General features: G+C 61.6%; 16 protein-coding genes. 9 read left to right on the forward strand and 7 right to left on the reverse strand.

All coding sequences use genetic code 11. The features are described from left to right. Positions 1-35 precede the first annotated feature (35 nt). Entirely contained in the window at positions 36-395 is a 360-nt protein-coding gene (locus FRZ40_RS26430) for a DUF3564 family protein (protein WP_147236093.1), read from the reverse strand. A gap of 359 nt (positions 396-754) precedes the next feature. On the opposite strand from FRZ40_RS26430, the gene FRZ40_RS26435 reads away from it, so the two are divergent. From FRZ40_RS26435 to FRZ40_RS26445, 3 genes are all read left to right on the forward strand, one after another. Then, the gene (locus FRZ40_RS26435; protein WP_147236094.1) at positions 755-1702 is read left to right on the forward strand and encodes an ABC transporter ATP-binding protein; all 948 of its coding nucleotides are present in this window, start codon (positions 755-757) and stop codon (positions 1700-1702) included. After that, positions 1699-2460, forward strand: coding sequence for an ABC transporter permease (locus FRZ40_RS26440; RefSeq protein ID WP_028368932.1), 762 nt, complete (start codon positions 1699-1701; stop codon positions 2458-2460). The genes FRZ40_RS26435 and FRZ40_RS26440 overlap by 4 nt, the downstream gene beginning before the upstream one ends. Positions 2461-2573: 113 nt before the next feature. After that, on the forward strand, positions 2574-3803 hold the full coding sequence (locus FRZ40_RS26445; RefSeq protein WP_147236095.1) for a sensor histidine kinase: 1230 nt from the start codon (positions 2574-2576) through the stop codon (positions 3801-3803). 66 nt (positions 3804-3869) lie between these two features. On the opposite strand, the gene FRZ40_RS26450 is transcribed toward FRZ40_RS26445, so the two are convergent. After that, on the reverse strand, positions 3870-3995 hold the full coding sequence (locus tag FRZ40_RS26450) for an MFS transporter small subunit (RefSeq protein ID WP_028368930.1): 126 nt from the start codon (positions 3993-3995) through the stop codon (positions 3870-3872). A 22-nt stretch (positions 3996-4017) separates the two neighbouring features. Next, positions 4018-5421, reverse strand: a complete 1404-nt coding sequence (locus FRZ40_RS26455; RefSeq protein WP_028368929.1) for an L-lactate MFS transporter — start codon at positions 5419-5421, stop codon at positions 4018-4020. Between the two features lie 603 nt (positions 5422-6024). Here FRZ40_RS26455 and FRZ40_RS26460 point away from each other — a divergent pair. Further along, positions 6025-6240: a hypothetical protein gene (locus tag FRZ40_RS26460; RefSeq protein ID WP_028368928.1), complete on the forward strand. Its 216-nt coding sequence runs from the start codon at positions 6025-6027 to the stop codon at positions 6238-6240. A gap of 14 nt (positions 6241-6254) precedes the next feature. Beyond that, positions 6255-6956 (forward strand): GntR family transcriptional regulator, encoded by a 702-nt coding sequence (locus tag FRZ40_RS26465; RefSeq protein ID WP_420873883.1) that lies wholly within the window; start codon positions 6255-6257, stop codon positions 6954-6956. A gap of 76 nt (positions 6957-7032) precedes the next feature. Here FRZ40_RS26465 and sucD read toward each other — a convergent pair whose 3' ends face one another. Continuing rightward, positions 7033-7905, reverse strand: coding sequence for a succinate--CoA ligase subunit alpha (sucD, locus tag FRZ40_RS26470; protein ID WP_147236096.1), 873 nt, complete (start codon positions 7903-7905; stop codon positions 7033-7035). Between the two features lies 1 nt (position 7906). Next, the gene (sucC, locus tag FRZ40_RS26475; protein WP_147236097.1) at positions 7907-9130 is read right to left on the reverse strand and encodes an ADP-forming succinate--CoA ligase subunit beta; all 1224 of its coding nucleotides are present in this window, start codon (positions 9128-9130) and stop codon (positions 7907-7909) included. Between the two features lie 306 nt (positions 9131-9436). Here sucC and frc point away from each other — a divergent pair, with 306 nt between their 5' ends. Beyond that, positions 9437-10684: a formyl-CoA transferase gene (gene frc / locus FRZ40_RS26480; RefSeq protein WP_147236098.1), complete on the forward strand. Its 1248-nt coding sequence runs from the start codon at positions 9437-9439 to the stop codon at positions 10682-10684. Positions 10685-10778: 94 nt separating this feature from the next. Then, positions 10779-11336 (forward strand): hypothetical protein, encoded by a 558-nt coding sequence (locus FRZ40_RS26485; protein WP_028366433.1) that lies wholly within the window; start codon positions 10779-10781, stop codon positions 11334-11336. Between the two features lie 99 nt (positions 11337-11435). Here FRZ40_RS26485 and FRZ40_RS26490 read toward each other — a convergent pair whose 3' ends face one another. Together FRZ40_RS26490 and FRZ40_RS26495 are read right to left on the reverse strand one after the other, a co-directional pair. Next, positions 11436-11693, reverse strand: a complete 258-nt coding sequence (locus tag FRZ40_RS26490) for a hypothetical protein (RefSeq protein ID WP_028366432.1) — start codon at positions 11691-11693, stop codon at positions 11436-11438. Positions 11694-11789: 96 nt separating this feature from the next. Continuing rightward, positions 11790-12734, reverse strand: a complete 945-nt coding sequence (locus FRZ40_RS26495; protein ID WP_028366431.1) for a LysR family transcriptional regulator — start codon at positions 12732-12734, stop codon at positions 11790-11792. A 348-nt stretch (positions 12735-13082) separates the two neighbouring features. On the opposite strand from FRZ40_RS26495, the gene oxlT reads away from it, so the two are divergent. Next, the gene (gene oxlT, locus FRZ40_RS26500) at positions 13083-14423 is read left to right on the forward strand and encodes an oxalate/formate MFS antiporter (RefSeq protein ID WP_028366430.1); all 1341 of its coding nucleotides are present in this window, start codon (positions 13083-13085) and stop codon (positions 14421-14423) included. Between the two features lie 33 nt (positions 14424-14456). Beyond that, positions 14457-15479, forward strand: a complete 1023-nt coding sequence (locus tag FRZ40_RS26505) for a LysR family transcriptional regulator (RefSeq protein ID WP_147236099.1) — start codon at positions 14457-14459, stop codon at positions 15477-15479. Positions 15480-15497: the final 18 nt, after the last annotated feature.

The raw sequence follows: 15497 nt of genomic DNA on the forward strand, positions 1-15497 counted from the left end.
TTTTTGCTTGAAGGAGGACGCGATTAGCGGCGCAATCAGCGTCGCGTCGGGGGCGGCGCATCGCGCGAGCTTTCGCGCTCGACGGCCTGCAGTCTCCAGTAACCCGCGACCGCGTCGGGCCGTGAGTGCGAGATCCACGTCGCCTGGCCCTGCGCCGATGTCACGTTGCCGTGCCGGTCGACGCGCACGCCGTACAGCGTGACGAGCGGCTGTTCGCTGCCGCGCGCGCACAGCGACATGATGTGCCCGTCCTCGCGCATGTCGCCCGACGACGGCAACTCGACGCCGCGCCGATCTTGCGACGTCCATGCGTGACGGATCGTGTCGAGCCATAACACGGCGTAGTCGTGATTGACGGTCGGGTCGGATGTATTGATCAGGATCGACAGACGCATGAAGCCTCCATGTCCGCAGGATCGGCCGCGCGGACGTCGCGGCATGATGTAGAACAGCCTCGCCTGAATGCACGGCGGCGGGCAATGGCTTTCGCCGGATCAAGCAACGCCCGTTCCAACTTGTGGGAGACGGCGCGGTCGCGGTGCAGCAAGGCGCGGCGGCGCGGACCGCGTGTTGCGCCGCACCTTGCCCTGTACAAAATGCAGGACGGCGTTGGCGTTTTTACGCGACGGCGCGCATTGACAGCGACGGGGACGCATCGCCGCATCCGACGATTCCGCATGCATACCCGACGCCCGGGCGGCACCAGGGGCAGAGTGGCGGCGCGGCCGGGCGCTATCTGCTATCGTTCGCGTCTATGCCACCCATCATCTCGGTTTCGAATCTGTCGAAGACGTACGCATCGGGTTTCCAGGCCCTCAAGCGTATTGATCTCTCCATTCGCCAAGGCGAAATCTTTGCATTGCTCGGGCCGAACGGCGCGGGCAAGACCACGCTCATCAGCATCATCTGCGGGATCGTCAACGCGACGGAAGGCACAGTGACGGTCGACGGCCACGATATCCGCAACGACTATCGGGCCGCGCGCACGCTCATCGGGCTCGTGCCGCAGGAACTGACCACGGATGCCTTCGAGACCGTCTGGGCGACCGTCTCGTTCAGCCGTGGCCTGTTCGGCAAGCCGAAGAACCCGGCGCACATCGAAAAGGTCCTGCGCGAGCTGTCGCTGTGGGACAAGCGCAATAGCCGCATTATCCAGCTGTCGGGCGGCATGAAGCGCCGCGTGCTGATCGCCAAGGCGCTGTCGCACGAACCGCGCGTGCTGTTTCTCGACGAGCCGACGGCAGGCGTCGATGTCGAATTGCGCCGCGACATGTGGAAGCTGGTGCGCTCGCTGTCCGCGAACGGCGTGACGATCATTCTCACCACGCATTACATCAAAGAAGCGGAAGAGATGGCCGACCGCATCGGTGTGATCAACGACGGCGAACTGAAGCTCGTCGAAGAGAAAGCGGAACTGATGCGCAAGCTCGGCAAGAAGCAGTTGACGCTGCAACTCGAAGCGCCGCTCGCAGGCATTCCGGCATCGCTCGCGCACTATGAACTGGAACTCGCGAACGAGAACGGCGAACTGATCTATACATACGACGCCGAACGTGAGAAGAGCAGCAGCATCGTTGCGCTGCTCAACGACCTCAGCGAAGCAGGCATCCGCTTCAAGGATCTGCATACGACGCAAAGCTCGCTCGAAGATATCTTCGTGAGTCTGGTGCACCAAAAACAACAAGAGGAAAGCGTGCGATGAACATTCATGCAATCCGCGCGATCTACCGCTTCGAAATGGCGCGCACGGGACGCACGCTGATGCAGAGCATCATCGCGCCCGTCATTTCGACGTCGCTGTATTTCATCGTGTTCGGCTCGGCGATCGGCTCGCGTATCCGCGAGGTGGAAGGCATCAGCTACGGGTCGTTCATCGTGCCGGGGCTCATCATGCTGTCGCTGCTGTCGCAGAGCATTTCGAACGCGTCGTTCGGCATCTACTTTCCGCGCTTCACGGGCACGATATACGAACTGCTGTCCGCGCCCGTGTCGTACCTCGAGATCGTGATCAGCTATGTCGGCGCGGCGGCGACCAAGTCGATCATTCTCGGTCTCATCATTCTCGCCACGGCGGGCCTGTTCGTGCCATTGCAGATACAGCACCCGTTCTGGATGGTGGGGTTTCTCGTGTTGACGGCCATTACGTTCAGTCTGCTCGGCTTCATCATCGGCATATGGGCCGATAACTTCGAGAAACTGCAACTCGTGCCGCTGCTCATCATCACGCCGCTGACGTTTCTCGGCGGCAGCTTCTATTCGGTCGCGATGCTGCCGCCCGCATGGAAAGTCATCACGCTGTTCAATCCCATCGTCTATCTGATCAGCGGCTTTCGCTGGAGCTTCTTCGGACTCGCGGATGTCAGCGTCGGCATCAGTCTCGGCATGACGGCGCTGTTCCTTTGCATCTTCCTTGCGGTGATCGCGTGGATCTTCAAAACGGGCTATCGGCTCAAGTCGTAGTAGGATGATCGTCGTTGGCGTGCAGCCGACATGGGAGAAGGCTGCGGCCGAATGTGGCGCCGCAGCCGTTTGACATCGCAGCACGACGCTTTTAGCGGGGCGCGAGCGACACTATGGCCACGACGCAATCACGACCGCTCGGTGCATTTGCCGGGTATATCCGCAAGCACGAGGTCGAATTCACCGAACGCTGGCTGAAATCGGTGTTCAGCGACGTCGAGCTGACGGAATCCGACCGCCTGACCAACGAGCAATTGTCGGATCATGTACCCGACATACTCGATTCCATCTGCAGCGCGCTCGAGCAGCAGGATCTCGAAGAAGTCGAACCCGAGATCGAACGCAAGGCGCGGCTGCACGGCAAAATGCGCTGGAAACAGGGCTATCGCATCGACGAACTCGTGCGCGAGCTCGATCTGTTCCGCCAGACGCTGATGGGCGCGGTCGTGCAGTACGCGGAAGCGCATCCCGGTTTCTCGCGGCGTTACGAAGAACGCGCGCGCTATTTCATCGACGAGTCCGTGAGTTTCGTCACGCTGACGTCGGTGCGTGAAGTCGTGACGGAGCGCGACCGCAAGATCGACGAATACACGGGGCGGCTCGAACGCGCGAATCACGAGCTGTTACTCAAGCAGAAGCTGGTCGGCGAACTGTACGAATCGCGCATGCAGATCACGCGCAGCGTCGTGCATGACTTGCGAAATTTTCTCAACGTGTTTTCGATGGCGCTGCAACTCGTCGCGCGCGCGCCGGCAAAAACGGAAGCCGCGCTCGCGCTGGCGACCCGGCAGGCCGCCGACATGAAAGTGCTCGTCGACGAACTGGTCGAGTATTCGGTCGTGCTCGGCGACACGAATCAGCCCGCCATCGAATCCGTCGATCTGCATGCGCTGTTCGACGAACTGGTCGCCTCGTGCGGTCCGACCATCCGCGAAAAAGGGCTCGAGCTGAATGCATCGTTCGACGAACAGCTCGCGTCGGTGCAGTCGAATCGTCTGAAGCTCAAGCAGATCGCGATCAATCTGCTCACGAATGCCGTCAAGTACACGAAGGCGGGCGAGGTCACGCTCGACATGCGAGCGAGCGGCAACGACGCATGGTGTCTGCGGGTCTCGGATACGGGAGTGGGTATCGGCGCTGGCGACCGCGATCGCGTGTTCAGGGAATTCGAGCGCGCGAACGACGACGACGTGCCCGGCGCGGGTCTGGGCCTCGCGATCGTCAAGGAGTTGTGCCGCATGCTGGACGGCGAACTGCGCTTCGATTCGCAGCGCGGCGTCGGCACGACGTTCGAGATCACGTTCCCGCTGCAACTGCAGCCCGCGCGAGCGCCGGAATTCTAGCCGTCAAAAAAAAGACCGGGCAGCGATGCCCGGTCTTTCTTCAATCGATGCTGATGCTGAAGCGGCTTAGCCGAACAGCTTCATCGCCTGCAGCAGCGTGTTGACCACGCCCCACGTCAGCGGAATCAGCACATACAGCCAGAACACGACCATGAGGCCCTTGTTCGTCGGATGAGCGTTTTGCGTCGACATTGTCTTTCTCCTGTGTCGGGCCTTATTTGGCGGATGCGAGTTGCGCGTCCGTCATGTGATGCTTTTCGTTCACGTGCTTCACGAGCAGGTTGCAGATGAAGCCGATGACGAGCAGCACGGTCATGATGTGCACGGTCATCGTGTAGGCGTCTGCCTTGGCGACGCCATGTGCGACCTGATAGGCGCGGATGTAGTTGACGAGCACGGGGCCGGCGACGCCCGCGGCCGCCCACGCCGTCAGCAGACGGCCGTGAATGCCGCCGACGAACGCGGTGCCGAACATGTCGGCGAGGTACGCGGGCACGGTCGAGAAGCCGCCGCCGTACATCGACAGAATCACGCAGTAGCACAGCACGAAGAGGGCGATGTTGCCCGATGCCGCGAAGCTCGGCACGAGCCAGTACAGCACGGCGCCCAGCGCGAAGAAGATGAAGTACGTGTTCTTGCGGCCCACGTAATCCGACGCCGAGGCCCACACGAAGCGGCCGCCCATGTTGAAGAGCGACAGCAGGCCGACGAAGCCCGCGGCTGCCGCGGCGCTGACCGTGTTCTTGAAGCTCTCCTGGATCATCACCGACGCCTGGCCGAGAATGCCGATGCCCGCCGTCACGTTCAGGAACAGCACCAGCCAGATCAGATAGAACTGGGGCGTCTTCAGCGCCTGATCGATATGCACGTGGTTGCGCGTGATCATCTTCGTCGCCGTGGTCGCGGGCGGCGTCCAGCCGGCCGGCTTCCAGTCTGCGGGCGGAACGCGGATCGCGAGCGAACCGATCGTCATCGAGATGAAGTACGCAATGCCGAGCACGATGAACGTTTCAGCCACGCCGATGCTCGTCGCGCTCTTGAAGTGGTTCATCAGTGCGACGGACAGCGGTGCGGCGATCATCGCGCCGCCGCCGAAGCCCATGATCGCCATGCCCGTCGCCATGCCGCGGCGGTCCGGGAACCAGCGGATCAGCGTCGACACGGGCGACACGTAGCCGAGCCCAAGCCCGATTCCGCCGAGCACGCCATAGCCGAGATACAGCAGCGCAATCTGGTGAATCCACACGCCGATCGCCGAGACGATGAAGCCGCCGCCGAAGCAGCAGGCCGCCGTGAACATCGTGCGGCGCGGGCCGACTTTTTCGAGCCACTTGCCGGCAAATGCCGCCGACAGGCCGAGAAACACGATGGCCAGCGAGAAGATCCAGCCGAGTGCGGTCAGCGACCAGTCGTCCGGTGCGGACTGCGTGATGCCGATGACTTTGGTGAGCGGCCCGTTGAACACGGAGAACGCATAGGCCTGACCGATACACAGATGTACGGCGAGGGCGGCAGGCGGCACCATCCAGCGGGAAAAGCCAGGTTGGGCGATCGTTGCCTGTTTGGCAAAGAATGATGGCGAGCGGGCGTCGCCGCCGGGCTCAGTAATGCTGCTCATGGTCGGTCTCCGATCGGGCTAAACGTCTGGTTATCGGTTGCAATTGCCGAAACTTGAGCTAACGCAAGTTTCATCGCATATGCTGGGCTGCAACATATTAAAACTGTGCTAGCGGGTGGCCAGATTCGGCAATGGCGAGACGATAGGTGCACCCGACCCGCTTTGCAATATGAGAATTAAATGCATATGGAAGCGCCCGGAAGGGTTGTGCGAAGCGGGATGCAGCGATTTCAAGCGACATCGGGCCGCAGGTGACGGCGTGACGCAGCATGCGCAGGCATTGAGTTTGTCGGCGAATCGATTCGGGCGTGCGTATTGCTGCGTAAGCACATGGAAAGGCTTTTCGGCCGTTTCCTGGGATTCGGGTTCACCCTCTATTTTTCCGTCGACGAGCCCGCCCAAAAGTACAGTTCGCGCCACAGGAAAAAAGTACAGTTTCCCGCCCGACGTCCAGCCGTCGCGGTTCCGCGCCCGGCGTGCTAACTTCAGACTGTTGTCGCCGCTGAACAACAGTATTTGATATATCACATACAAGATACTTGATTTTTGTCGCGACGCAGCATATGATTGAGTCATCCAATCACTTAATGACGGGAGCATCAAATGGATTTCGTGTCGCTCGCATTCTTCGCCGTAGCTGTCGTGGGCCTGGGTTCGGCCGCAACCGTGCTGCTGACCCGCTGGATTCCGCAGGATGTCGCCGAACTGGCCTCGAAGCACGGCCGTTATGTCGGTCTGCAAGCCGCCACGGTGCGTGAAGCCACGCCGTACCGCGCACGTGTCGAAGCCGCGATGGGCGCGGTCGGCTCGTCGAACTAAGGTCGAACCCAGCAGTGGCCACACCCGCACTGAACCTGCCTCTGGCGCTGCAGCCCATCGGCAACAGCGCCAGCCTCCGCGATCAGGCTTACGCGTTGTTGCGTCAAGCCATCGCGGATGCCGATATTTACGCGTCGAACGAAGAAATTCGCCTCGACGAGCGCGCGCTGAGCGAATCGCTGGGCGTGAGCCGCACGCCCGTGCGCGAGGCGATGACGTTACTCGAGCAGGAAGGTTTTCTCCGCATGGTGCCGAGGCGCGGCATTTATATTGTGCGCAAGAGCAAGCGCGAGATCGTCGAGATGATCCAGATGTGGGCCGCGCTCGAAAGCATGGCCGCGCGTCTCGCCACCTTGCACGCGTCGGACGAAGAGATCGCGAAGCTGCGTCACATGTTCGACCAGTTCCGCGATTCGACGCCGGCAGAACACATCGCCGAATATTCGAATGCGAACATCGCGTTCCATCAGGCGATCGTCGAGCTGTCGAAGTCGCAGATCATTCTCGACACCATCAAGAACATCTTCATCCACGTGCGCGCGATTCGCCGCATGACGATTTCGCAGAGCGACCGCGCGTCGCGCTCGATCGTCGACCACCTGCGCATCATCGAAGCACTGGAAAAGCGCGATACGGAACTCGCCGAGCGTCTCGTGCGCGAGCACTCGCTGGGGCTGGCCGCGTTTGTCGAAGCGAATTGCGATTTTCTCGACTGAGCGCGCGCTGCAGGAAGGTTCAGTTCAAAAAACCAGCGGACCGAAAAGTCCGCTGGTTTTTTACATCCTCACATCGTTACTGAAAGGCCTTGAGCATCGTCTCGCCGAGCGCCGCCGGCGACTGCGCGACGTGAATACCCGCCGCGCGCATCGCGTCGATCTTCGCGCCCGCCGTGCCTTTGCCGCCCGAAATGATCGCGCCCGCATGTCCCATCCGCCGTCCGGGCGGCGCGCTCGTGCCGGCGATGAAACCGACCACGGGCTTGTTCGTGCGCGAGTCCTTGATGAACTGAGCCGCGTCTTCTTCCGCGGAGCCGCCGATTTCGCCGATCATGATGATGCCTTCCGTGTCGTCGTCGGCGAGGAACATCTCCAGGCAGTCGATGAAGTTCGTGCCGTTGACGGGATCGCCGCCAATGCCGATGCACGTCGTCTGTCCGAGGCCCGCCGCGGTGGTTTGCGCGACGGCTTCGTAGGTCAGCGTGCCCGAGCGCGATACCACACCGATCTTGCCCGGCCGGTGAATGTGCCCCGGCATGATGCCGATCTTGCACTGGCCCGGCGTGATGACGCCCGGGCAGTTCGGCCCGATCAGACGCGTCGCCGAACCGGCCAGCGCGCGCTTGACGCGAACCATGTCGATCACGGGAATGCCTTCCGTGATGCAGACGACGAGCGGGATTTCGGCATCGACGGCTTCGAGAATCGCGTCGGCGGCCATCGGCGGCGGCACGTAGATCACGGACGCATTCGCGCCCGTTGCGCCGACGGCATCGGCGACGGTATCGAACACGGGCAGACCCAGATGCGACGTGCCGCCCTTGCCGGGCGTGACGCCGCCGACCATCTGCGTGCCGTATGCGACGGCCTGCTCGGAGTGAAACGTGCCCTGCGAGCCGGTGAAGCCCTGGCAGATCACCTTGGTATTGCGATCGATCAGTACGGCCATGTCAGTTTGCCTCCGTCGCGGCTGCCGCGTGGTTCTTGTCCTTGACTGCGGCGACCACTTTGCTCGCCGCGTCGGCGAGGTGATCGGCTGAGAGAATGGGCAGGCCCGAGTCGCGCAGAATCTGTTTGCCGAGTTCGACGTTCGTGCCTTCCAGCCGCACCACGAGCGGCACGCGCAGATCCACTTCGCGCGCGGCGCTCACCACGCCTTCCGCGATCACGTCGCAGCGCATGATGCCGCCGAAGATGTTGACCAGAATTCCTTCGACTTTCGGATCGCGCAGAATCAGACGGAACGCGGTTGCGACGCGCTCCCTGGTCGCGCCGCCGCCGACATCGAGAAAGTTCGCCGGCTCGCCGCCATAGAGCTTGATGATGTCCATCGTCGCCATCGCGAGGCCCGCGCCGTTCACCATGCAGCCGATGTTGCCGTCGAGCGTCACGTAGTTGAGGCCGTGCTTCGCGGCTTCGAGTTCGGCGGCGTCTTCTTCGGCTTCGTCGCGCAGCGCTTCGATGAGCGGATGACGGAAGAGGGCGTTGTCGTCGAAATTGATCTTCGCGTCGAGTGCGATCACGTCGCCTTGCTGCGTGACGACGAGCGGATTGATCTCGACGATCGACGCGTCCAGTTCGACGAACGCGCGGTACGCGTTGGCGATGAACTGCGTCGCCGACTTCACCTGCTTGCCCGTCAGTCCGAGACCGAAGGCGAGCTGGCGCGCGTGGAACGGCTGCAGGCCCGTCGCCGGGTCGATTGCGACCTTGAGGATTTTCTCGGGCGTGTGCGCGGCGACTTCCTCGATCTCCATGCCGCCTTCCGTCGACGCCATCACCGTGATGCGCGACGTGCTGCGGTCGATCAGCATGCCGAGATACAGCTCGCGTTCGATCGCGCAGCCTTCCTCGACATATACGCGTTTCACTTCGCGGCCCGCCGGTCCCGTCTGCTTCGTGACGAGCACGTGCGACAGCATCTGCGCGGCATTCGAACCGACGTCGCTGACCGTTTCCACGACGCGCACGCCGCCTTTGCCGTTCGGATCGTCGGTGAAGCGGCCTGCGCCGCGCCCGCCCGCATGAATCTGCGACTTGACGACCCACACCGCGCCGCCCAGCGCGAGCGCCGCGTCTTCGGCTTCCTGCGGCGTGAACGCGACGCGACCGTTCGGCACGGCGACGCCATAGCCTTTCAGCAGTTCCTTCGCCTGATATTCGTGGATATTCACCTGTCTCCTCGCTGGTTGAATTCGACGCCTGACGGCGTAAAAGAGTGGGCGGTCGGCTCAGGGTAGAAATATGGTATGTGATATATCAGAGTTACTCAAGCGGAGAAACGGATCGGGGTTTTCCCTTTGTGAAATTGCCGCTTAATTTCCGTTTCGGTCGCGATGCCTTGTCAGTAAAGGCTTCAGACGTTTTTACGGGATTCTGCTTACGGAAGTGAAAGCGCTTGCAGCGATTAGATATATCACATACCGTATTGAACAAGGACGATCGAAATAAGAGCGTCAAGTGCTCGGAAGGGAGACAACATGGGCAAAGCACTCGACGGTGTGCGCATTCTCGATTTCACGCACGTGCAATCGGGGCCGACCTGCACGCAGCTGCTCGCATGGTTCGGCGCGGACGTGATCAAGGTGGAGCGCGCAGGCGCAGGCGACATCACGCGCGAACAGCTGCGCGATGTGCCGGACGCCGACAGCCTGTACTTCACGATGCTCAACCACAACAAGCGTTCGGTGACCATCGACACGAAGAACCCCGAAGGCAAGCTCGTGCTCGAGGCGCTGATCCAGAAGTGCGACGTGCTGGTGGAGAACTTCGCGCCGGGCGCGCTCGATCGCATGGGTTTCACGTGGGAGCGCATCCAGGAACTCAATCCGAAGATGATCGTGGCGTCCGTGAAGGGCTTCGGTCCCGGTCCGTACGAAGATTGCAAGGTCTACGAGAACGTCGCGCAGTGCGTGGGCGGCGCGGCGTCGACGACGGGCTTCGACGATGGTCCGCCCGTCGTGACGGGTGCGCAGATCGGCGACAGCGGCACGGGTCTGCATCTGGCGCTTGGCATCGTCACGGCGCTCTACCAGCGCACGATGACGGGCCGCGGCCAGAAGGTGCTCGCGGCGATGCAGGACGGCGTGCTGAACCTGTGCCGCGTGAAGCTGCGCGACCAGCAGCGTCTGGAGCGCACGGGCGTGATGAAGGAGTACCCGCAATATCCGAACGGCACGTTTGGCGAAGCCGTGCCGCGTGCGGGCAATGCATCGGGCGGCGGACAGCCGGGCTGGATTCTCAAGTGCAAGGGCTGGGAGCACGATCCGAACGCGTACATCTACTTCATTACGCAAGCCCCTGTGTGGGTGAAGATCTGCAACGTGATCGGCAAGGAAGAGTGGGCGACGGATCCTGAGTACGCGACGCCGAATGCACGCCTGCCGCGCCTGAAGGAAATCTTCGCGGAAGTCGAGCGCTGGACGATGACGAAGACGAAGTTCGAGGCGATGGAAATCCTCAACAAGTACGACATTCCGTGCGGCCCGATTCTGTCGATGAAGGAAATCGCAGACGACGAATCGCTGCGTAAGACAGGCACGATCGTCGAAGTCGATCACCCGGTGCGCGGCAAGTATCTGACGGTGGGCAATCCGATCAAGCTGTCGGACAGCCCGACGGAAGTGACGCGTTCGCCGCTGCTCGGCGAACACACCGACGAAGTGATGGCCGAACTCGGCTATTCGCCGGCACAGATCGAAGCGCTCAGGACAGCAGGCGCGATCTGAGCAAAAGATCTGAGAAAAGACCTGAGAAAAGATCGGGTCAACTAGCAGAGCAAAAGAATCGAACTGGCGCAAATGCGCAACGCAAGGAGATGAGATGCCGGATGGTGCGGACTTCATCGCGTGGTCGGGACTCGAGCGCCTCGAGTTGTATGTGTTCGTCTTTTCGGGCGCCTTGATGTTCGCGATCGCGTCGATCGTGTTCGTCAAACGGCTCACGCATGGCAGGCGAAGCGCGCGGCAAGCGGCTGCGGGCGACAAGATCGTCGATCTGCTCGCATTGGGATTGTGTATCTGGCTTGGTTACGCTTTTGTCAACGAACCCGCACAACTGCCGGGCGTCGCGGCGCTGTTCGCGGTCAGTCTGCTCGCTGCGGCGCTCGGGGCACACGTGATGCTGACGACACATGAACACAATATGCGCGCGCCGGCGCATTGCGGCATGTTGGCGCGGCGCAGCGCGTCGCTGCGTGTAGCGTGGGACGGCGACGCAGCGCGCATGCAACCTTCCGACGATTTCACGCAACGCTGGACGTATACGAGCAATCCGCTCCGTACGCAGGCACGTTGTCTGTCATCGGCGAGAAACGCGCATCTGGCGCATGCGGCGCTGCGGGTGCGAAGCCGTCAACGCCATCAGCTGAAACGCCATTGAGACTTCACTTGGGAAATGCATGACGTCCGCGCTGCGCGATCCTTTGGATGCACACTGCGCGGACGCCGGAGAGAACCATCGATGAACTGCAACCCTGCGTCATTGAGCCGTGGACGCGCGATAGAACTGATTCTTCCTGTCGAAGATCAGCTGCGCGAGAAAGTCGGCGTCATAGGCGTTCAGCAGATGCGCATGAAAGCGCTCGATGTACGCCGTGATGCGCGCCACTTCATTGCTGACGTCGTCGAAGAAATCGAGCGTGGCCTGGCTCCAGCGAAAGCGCAGGCCCAGATCGCTGAACGCGGCGTTGTAGGCGCTCAGCAGCGCTTCATTGTGCAGATCGGCAGACTGGTTCATTGCAATGCTCCTAAGTCGGGGGACGACGTTCGACAGAAGCATAGAAGCCGCAACGAATCTGCAATAGTTAAAGTTTTATTGGCAATCCATAGCGTGTCATTTATGGACGGCCAGTTGATTCACGCGCGTAATCTGCTCGATCAGATTCGCGCCTTCTTCCATCAGAAAACGCTTGAAGGCCTCGGCGACGGGCGGCAGCCGCTTGTTCTTGCGATGCACGACGTACCAGTTGAGCATCACGGGAAAACCCTCGACATCGAGCACGACGAGATGTCCGACCTGCAGCTCGAGACTGATCGTATGCGCCGACAGAAACGCGATGCCCATGCCCGCGATCACGGCCTGCTTGATCGTCTCCGTGCTCTTGATCTCCATCGCGATCTTGAGGTTCGTCAGCCGGCCCGCAAAGCCCTCTTCCATCGAATTCCATGTGTCGGAACCGCGCTCGCGCACAACGAACGCTTCGCTCGCCAGCTGGCTGAGCTTGATGTTGCGCTTGCTCGCAAGCGGATGAGTGGGCGCCGCGACGATCACATAGGGATGCGGCGCGAACGCTTCGTTGATCGCGTCCATTTCCTGCGGCGGACGCACCATCACCGCGAGATCGGTCTGGTTGGTCGACAACTGATGCAGCAGCTCTTCGCGATTGTGCACGGCAAGATTCAGTTCGACGCCCGCATAGCGGCGCGTGAATTCTGCGAGCAAACGCGGAAAGAAGTAGTCGCCCGCACTGATCACCGCGACATTCAGCTTGCCGCCCGATACGCCCTTGAGCTGGCCCATCGCTTCATCGACTTCATGAAATTGCTGAATGATCGCGCGGCTGTAGTGAAGCATCTCCGTGCCTGCCGGCGTCAGGTAGATTTTCTTGCCGAGCTGCTCGAAAAGCGGCAGGCCCGCATGCTCTTCAAGCTGCCGGACCTGGGTGGAGACAGCGGGCTGCGTGAGGTGCAGTTCCTCCGCCGCGCGCGAAAAGCTCAGATGTCGCGCCACTGTTTCGAAGACCTTCAGCTGACGCAGGGTCGCGTTACGCATTGTCATGGCAGATGTATAAGCGAAGATGAATCTTCATGGTAACAAACTTTAATTATCAGTAATTCAGCATTGACCCTAGCATGGATTCTGTAATGGACGATTCGCAGCGCAAGCATCGGGTTAACGCCTAAAACAAGGCTCCGATGCGGCGATAACGAGAACAGATGACCGGCACTTTTTTATCGATCGGATAAAGGAACCGCTAAATCGGCTTAAAGGTTTTTAAAAAAGAAGAAGTGGAATTGGTATTGCGAATATCCCCGAAGCACTCTGGTCGGGGCACAACTATAAGGTGGCATGCATACAGACCGGCGCTTTGGCCGGCTGCCCTAAATAGATAGCGGAGACAGGCACATGAACAGCATTTCACAGCAAGCTCCGGTTGCGTTCTGGCGCAGCCGTTGGTGGCAATTGGCATTCGGCATTCTATGCATGGGGCTCGTCGCGAACCTGCAGTACGCATGGACGCTGTTCGTTGCACCGATGAGTGCAAAGCATCATTGGGGGCAGGCTGAAGTTCAGCTCGCGTTCTCGATCTTCATTCTGACCGAGACGTGGCTGGTGCCCATCGAAGGATGGCTGGTCGACCGCTTCGGTCCGCGTCCCGTCGTCGCGGGCGGCGCGATCTGCGCAGGCCTTGCGTGGGTGATGAATTCGTTTGCGACCACGCTGCCGGAGCTGTATGTCGCGTCTGTCATCGCCGGTATCGGCGCGGGCGGCGTGTACGGCACGTGCGTCGGCAATGCGCTGAAGTGGTTCCCGGACAAGCGCGGTCTCGCGGCCGGTCTGACGGCTGCGGGCTTCGGCGCAGGCGCCGCTGTGACGGTGATTCCCATTGCGAACATGATCACAGCCAAGGGCTACGAGCACACGTTCCTGTTCTTCGGCATCCTGCAGGGCGTCGCGATCTTCGTGCTGGCGCTGCTGCTGAGAAAGCCGGAGGGCGTGAAGGTCGCCGCCGTCAAGCGCAAGTTCGCGGTGACAAAGCAGGACTACACGCCGGGCCAGATGATCAAGGCGCCCGTGTTCTGGGTGATCTATGCATCGTTCGTCGCGGTCGCGGCAGGCGGTCTGATGGCGACGGCGCAGATTGGTCCGATCGCGAAAGACTGGGGCCTTGCCAAACTGCCGATGACGCTGTTCGGCGCCACGCTGCCGCTGCTGACGATGACGCTGTCGATCGACAACATCTGCAATGGCTTCACGCGTCCGCTGTGCGGCTTCATCTCGGACAAGATCGGCCGTGAAAACACGATGTTCGCGATCTTCATCGGCGAAGGTCTCGCGCTGCTGGGCCTGATGCAGTACGGCCAGAACCCGTATGCGTTCATGACGTTCGCGGCATTGATCTTCCTGTTCTGGGGCGAGATCTTCTCGATCTTCCCGGCGATCTGCGCGGACACGTTCGGCAGCAAGTACGCGGCGGCGAATGCGGGCACGCTTTATACGGCAAAGGGCACGGCCTCGCTGATCGTGCCGATCGCGTCGGTGCTCGCGGCGACGGGCGGCTGGAACCTCGTGTTCATCGTCTCGGCCGTGATCACGATCGCAGCGGGCGTGTCGGCCAAGTTCGTGCTCGCACCGATGCGCGCCCGCTGGATCGCTTCATCGAACGAAAGGTCTCACGAACTCGAGCCGGAACTCGCGGCCAATGGACCGGGCCTGCGGCACTGGCCGGAACAGACGGGCGAATAAACCCGTATCACTTCAACATGGCGACGTGAACACATGAACGTATCGTTGCAGCAATTGAAGGTGTTCGTCGCCGTCGCGCGTCAGCGGAGCTTCACCCGTGCGGCGCGCGAGTTCGACCTGACACAGTCGGCCGTGAGCCGGTGCGTGCGCGAACTCGAAGAGTCGATCGCCTTGCGCCTCTTCGACCGCACGACGCGTCAGGTCGAACTGACGACAGCGGGCTCGCGGCTCGAGCGGCGCATTGGGCGCCTGATCGAGGAAATCGAGCTGACCTTGCGCGAGGAGCGCGCCGCACACGAAGAGCACACCGGGCTCGTCGTGGTCGCGTGCGATCCCGTGACGTCGTCGGGCTGGCTGCCCGAGCGGCTTGCGCGCAGCGCCGCGCATTTCCCCGACCTGATCGTCACTGCGAAAGAACAGCCTCAACACGCCGTGCTCGCAGCCATCGAGCAGGGCGAAGTCGATTTCGGCGTGCTCTGCGACGCGAACGTCGCGGGCGCCGATGCCTTCCACATGCAGCCGCTCGTGTCGACGCCGTTGTGCGCGGTGTTGCCGCATGCGCATCCGCTCGCATCCGGCGCCGCCGTGCACTGGGAAGCGCTGCGCAACAGCCGCAGCGTGACGCAGCTCGTCACGCTCAATGCGGAGGCGGGCACGCGCAACGTGACGGAGCGCGCGCTGAACACGCATCGTATCGATGCCGCCCGCGCCAACGAGTGCGGACATCTCGCCGCGGCGTTGCGTATGATCGAACTGGGTCTCGGGATCGGCGTACTGCCCGTCGATCCGCATGGCGCCGCGTTGCCGGCTTCGCTCGTCGCGCGTCCGCTCGTGCCTGAAGTGTCCGTGACGACGATGCTCGTGCGGCGCCGCAACCGCTCGTTGCGTCCGAATGCGGAAGCCGTGTGGTCGCTGTTTTCCGGCAAGGAATTGCCCGCCCATGCCGGCGCGTCCGCGAACACTGGCACAGCAACTGCACACTCAACATTAAAAGGAGCCACACACGAACCGATGCCGTGCGTACCCGATGACGAGGCGCTGATGCGGGCCTCATAGCGCGGGTGCGGGCGGTTC

The sequence above is a fragment of the Paraburkholderia azotifigens genome (assembly GCF_007995085.1).
Taxonomy (GTDB): domain Bacteria; phylum Pseudomonadota; class Gammaproteobacteria; order Burkholderiales; family Burkholderiaceae; genus Paraburkholderia; species Paraburkholderia azotifigens.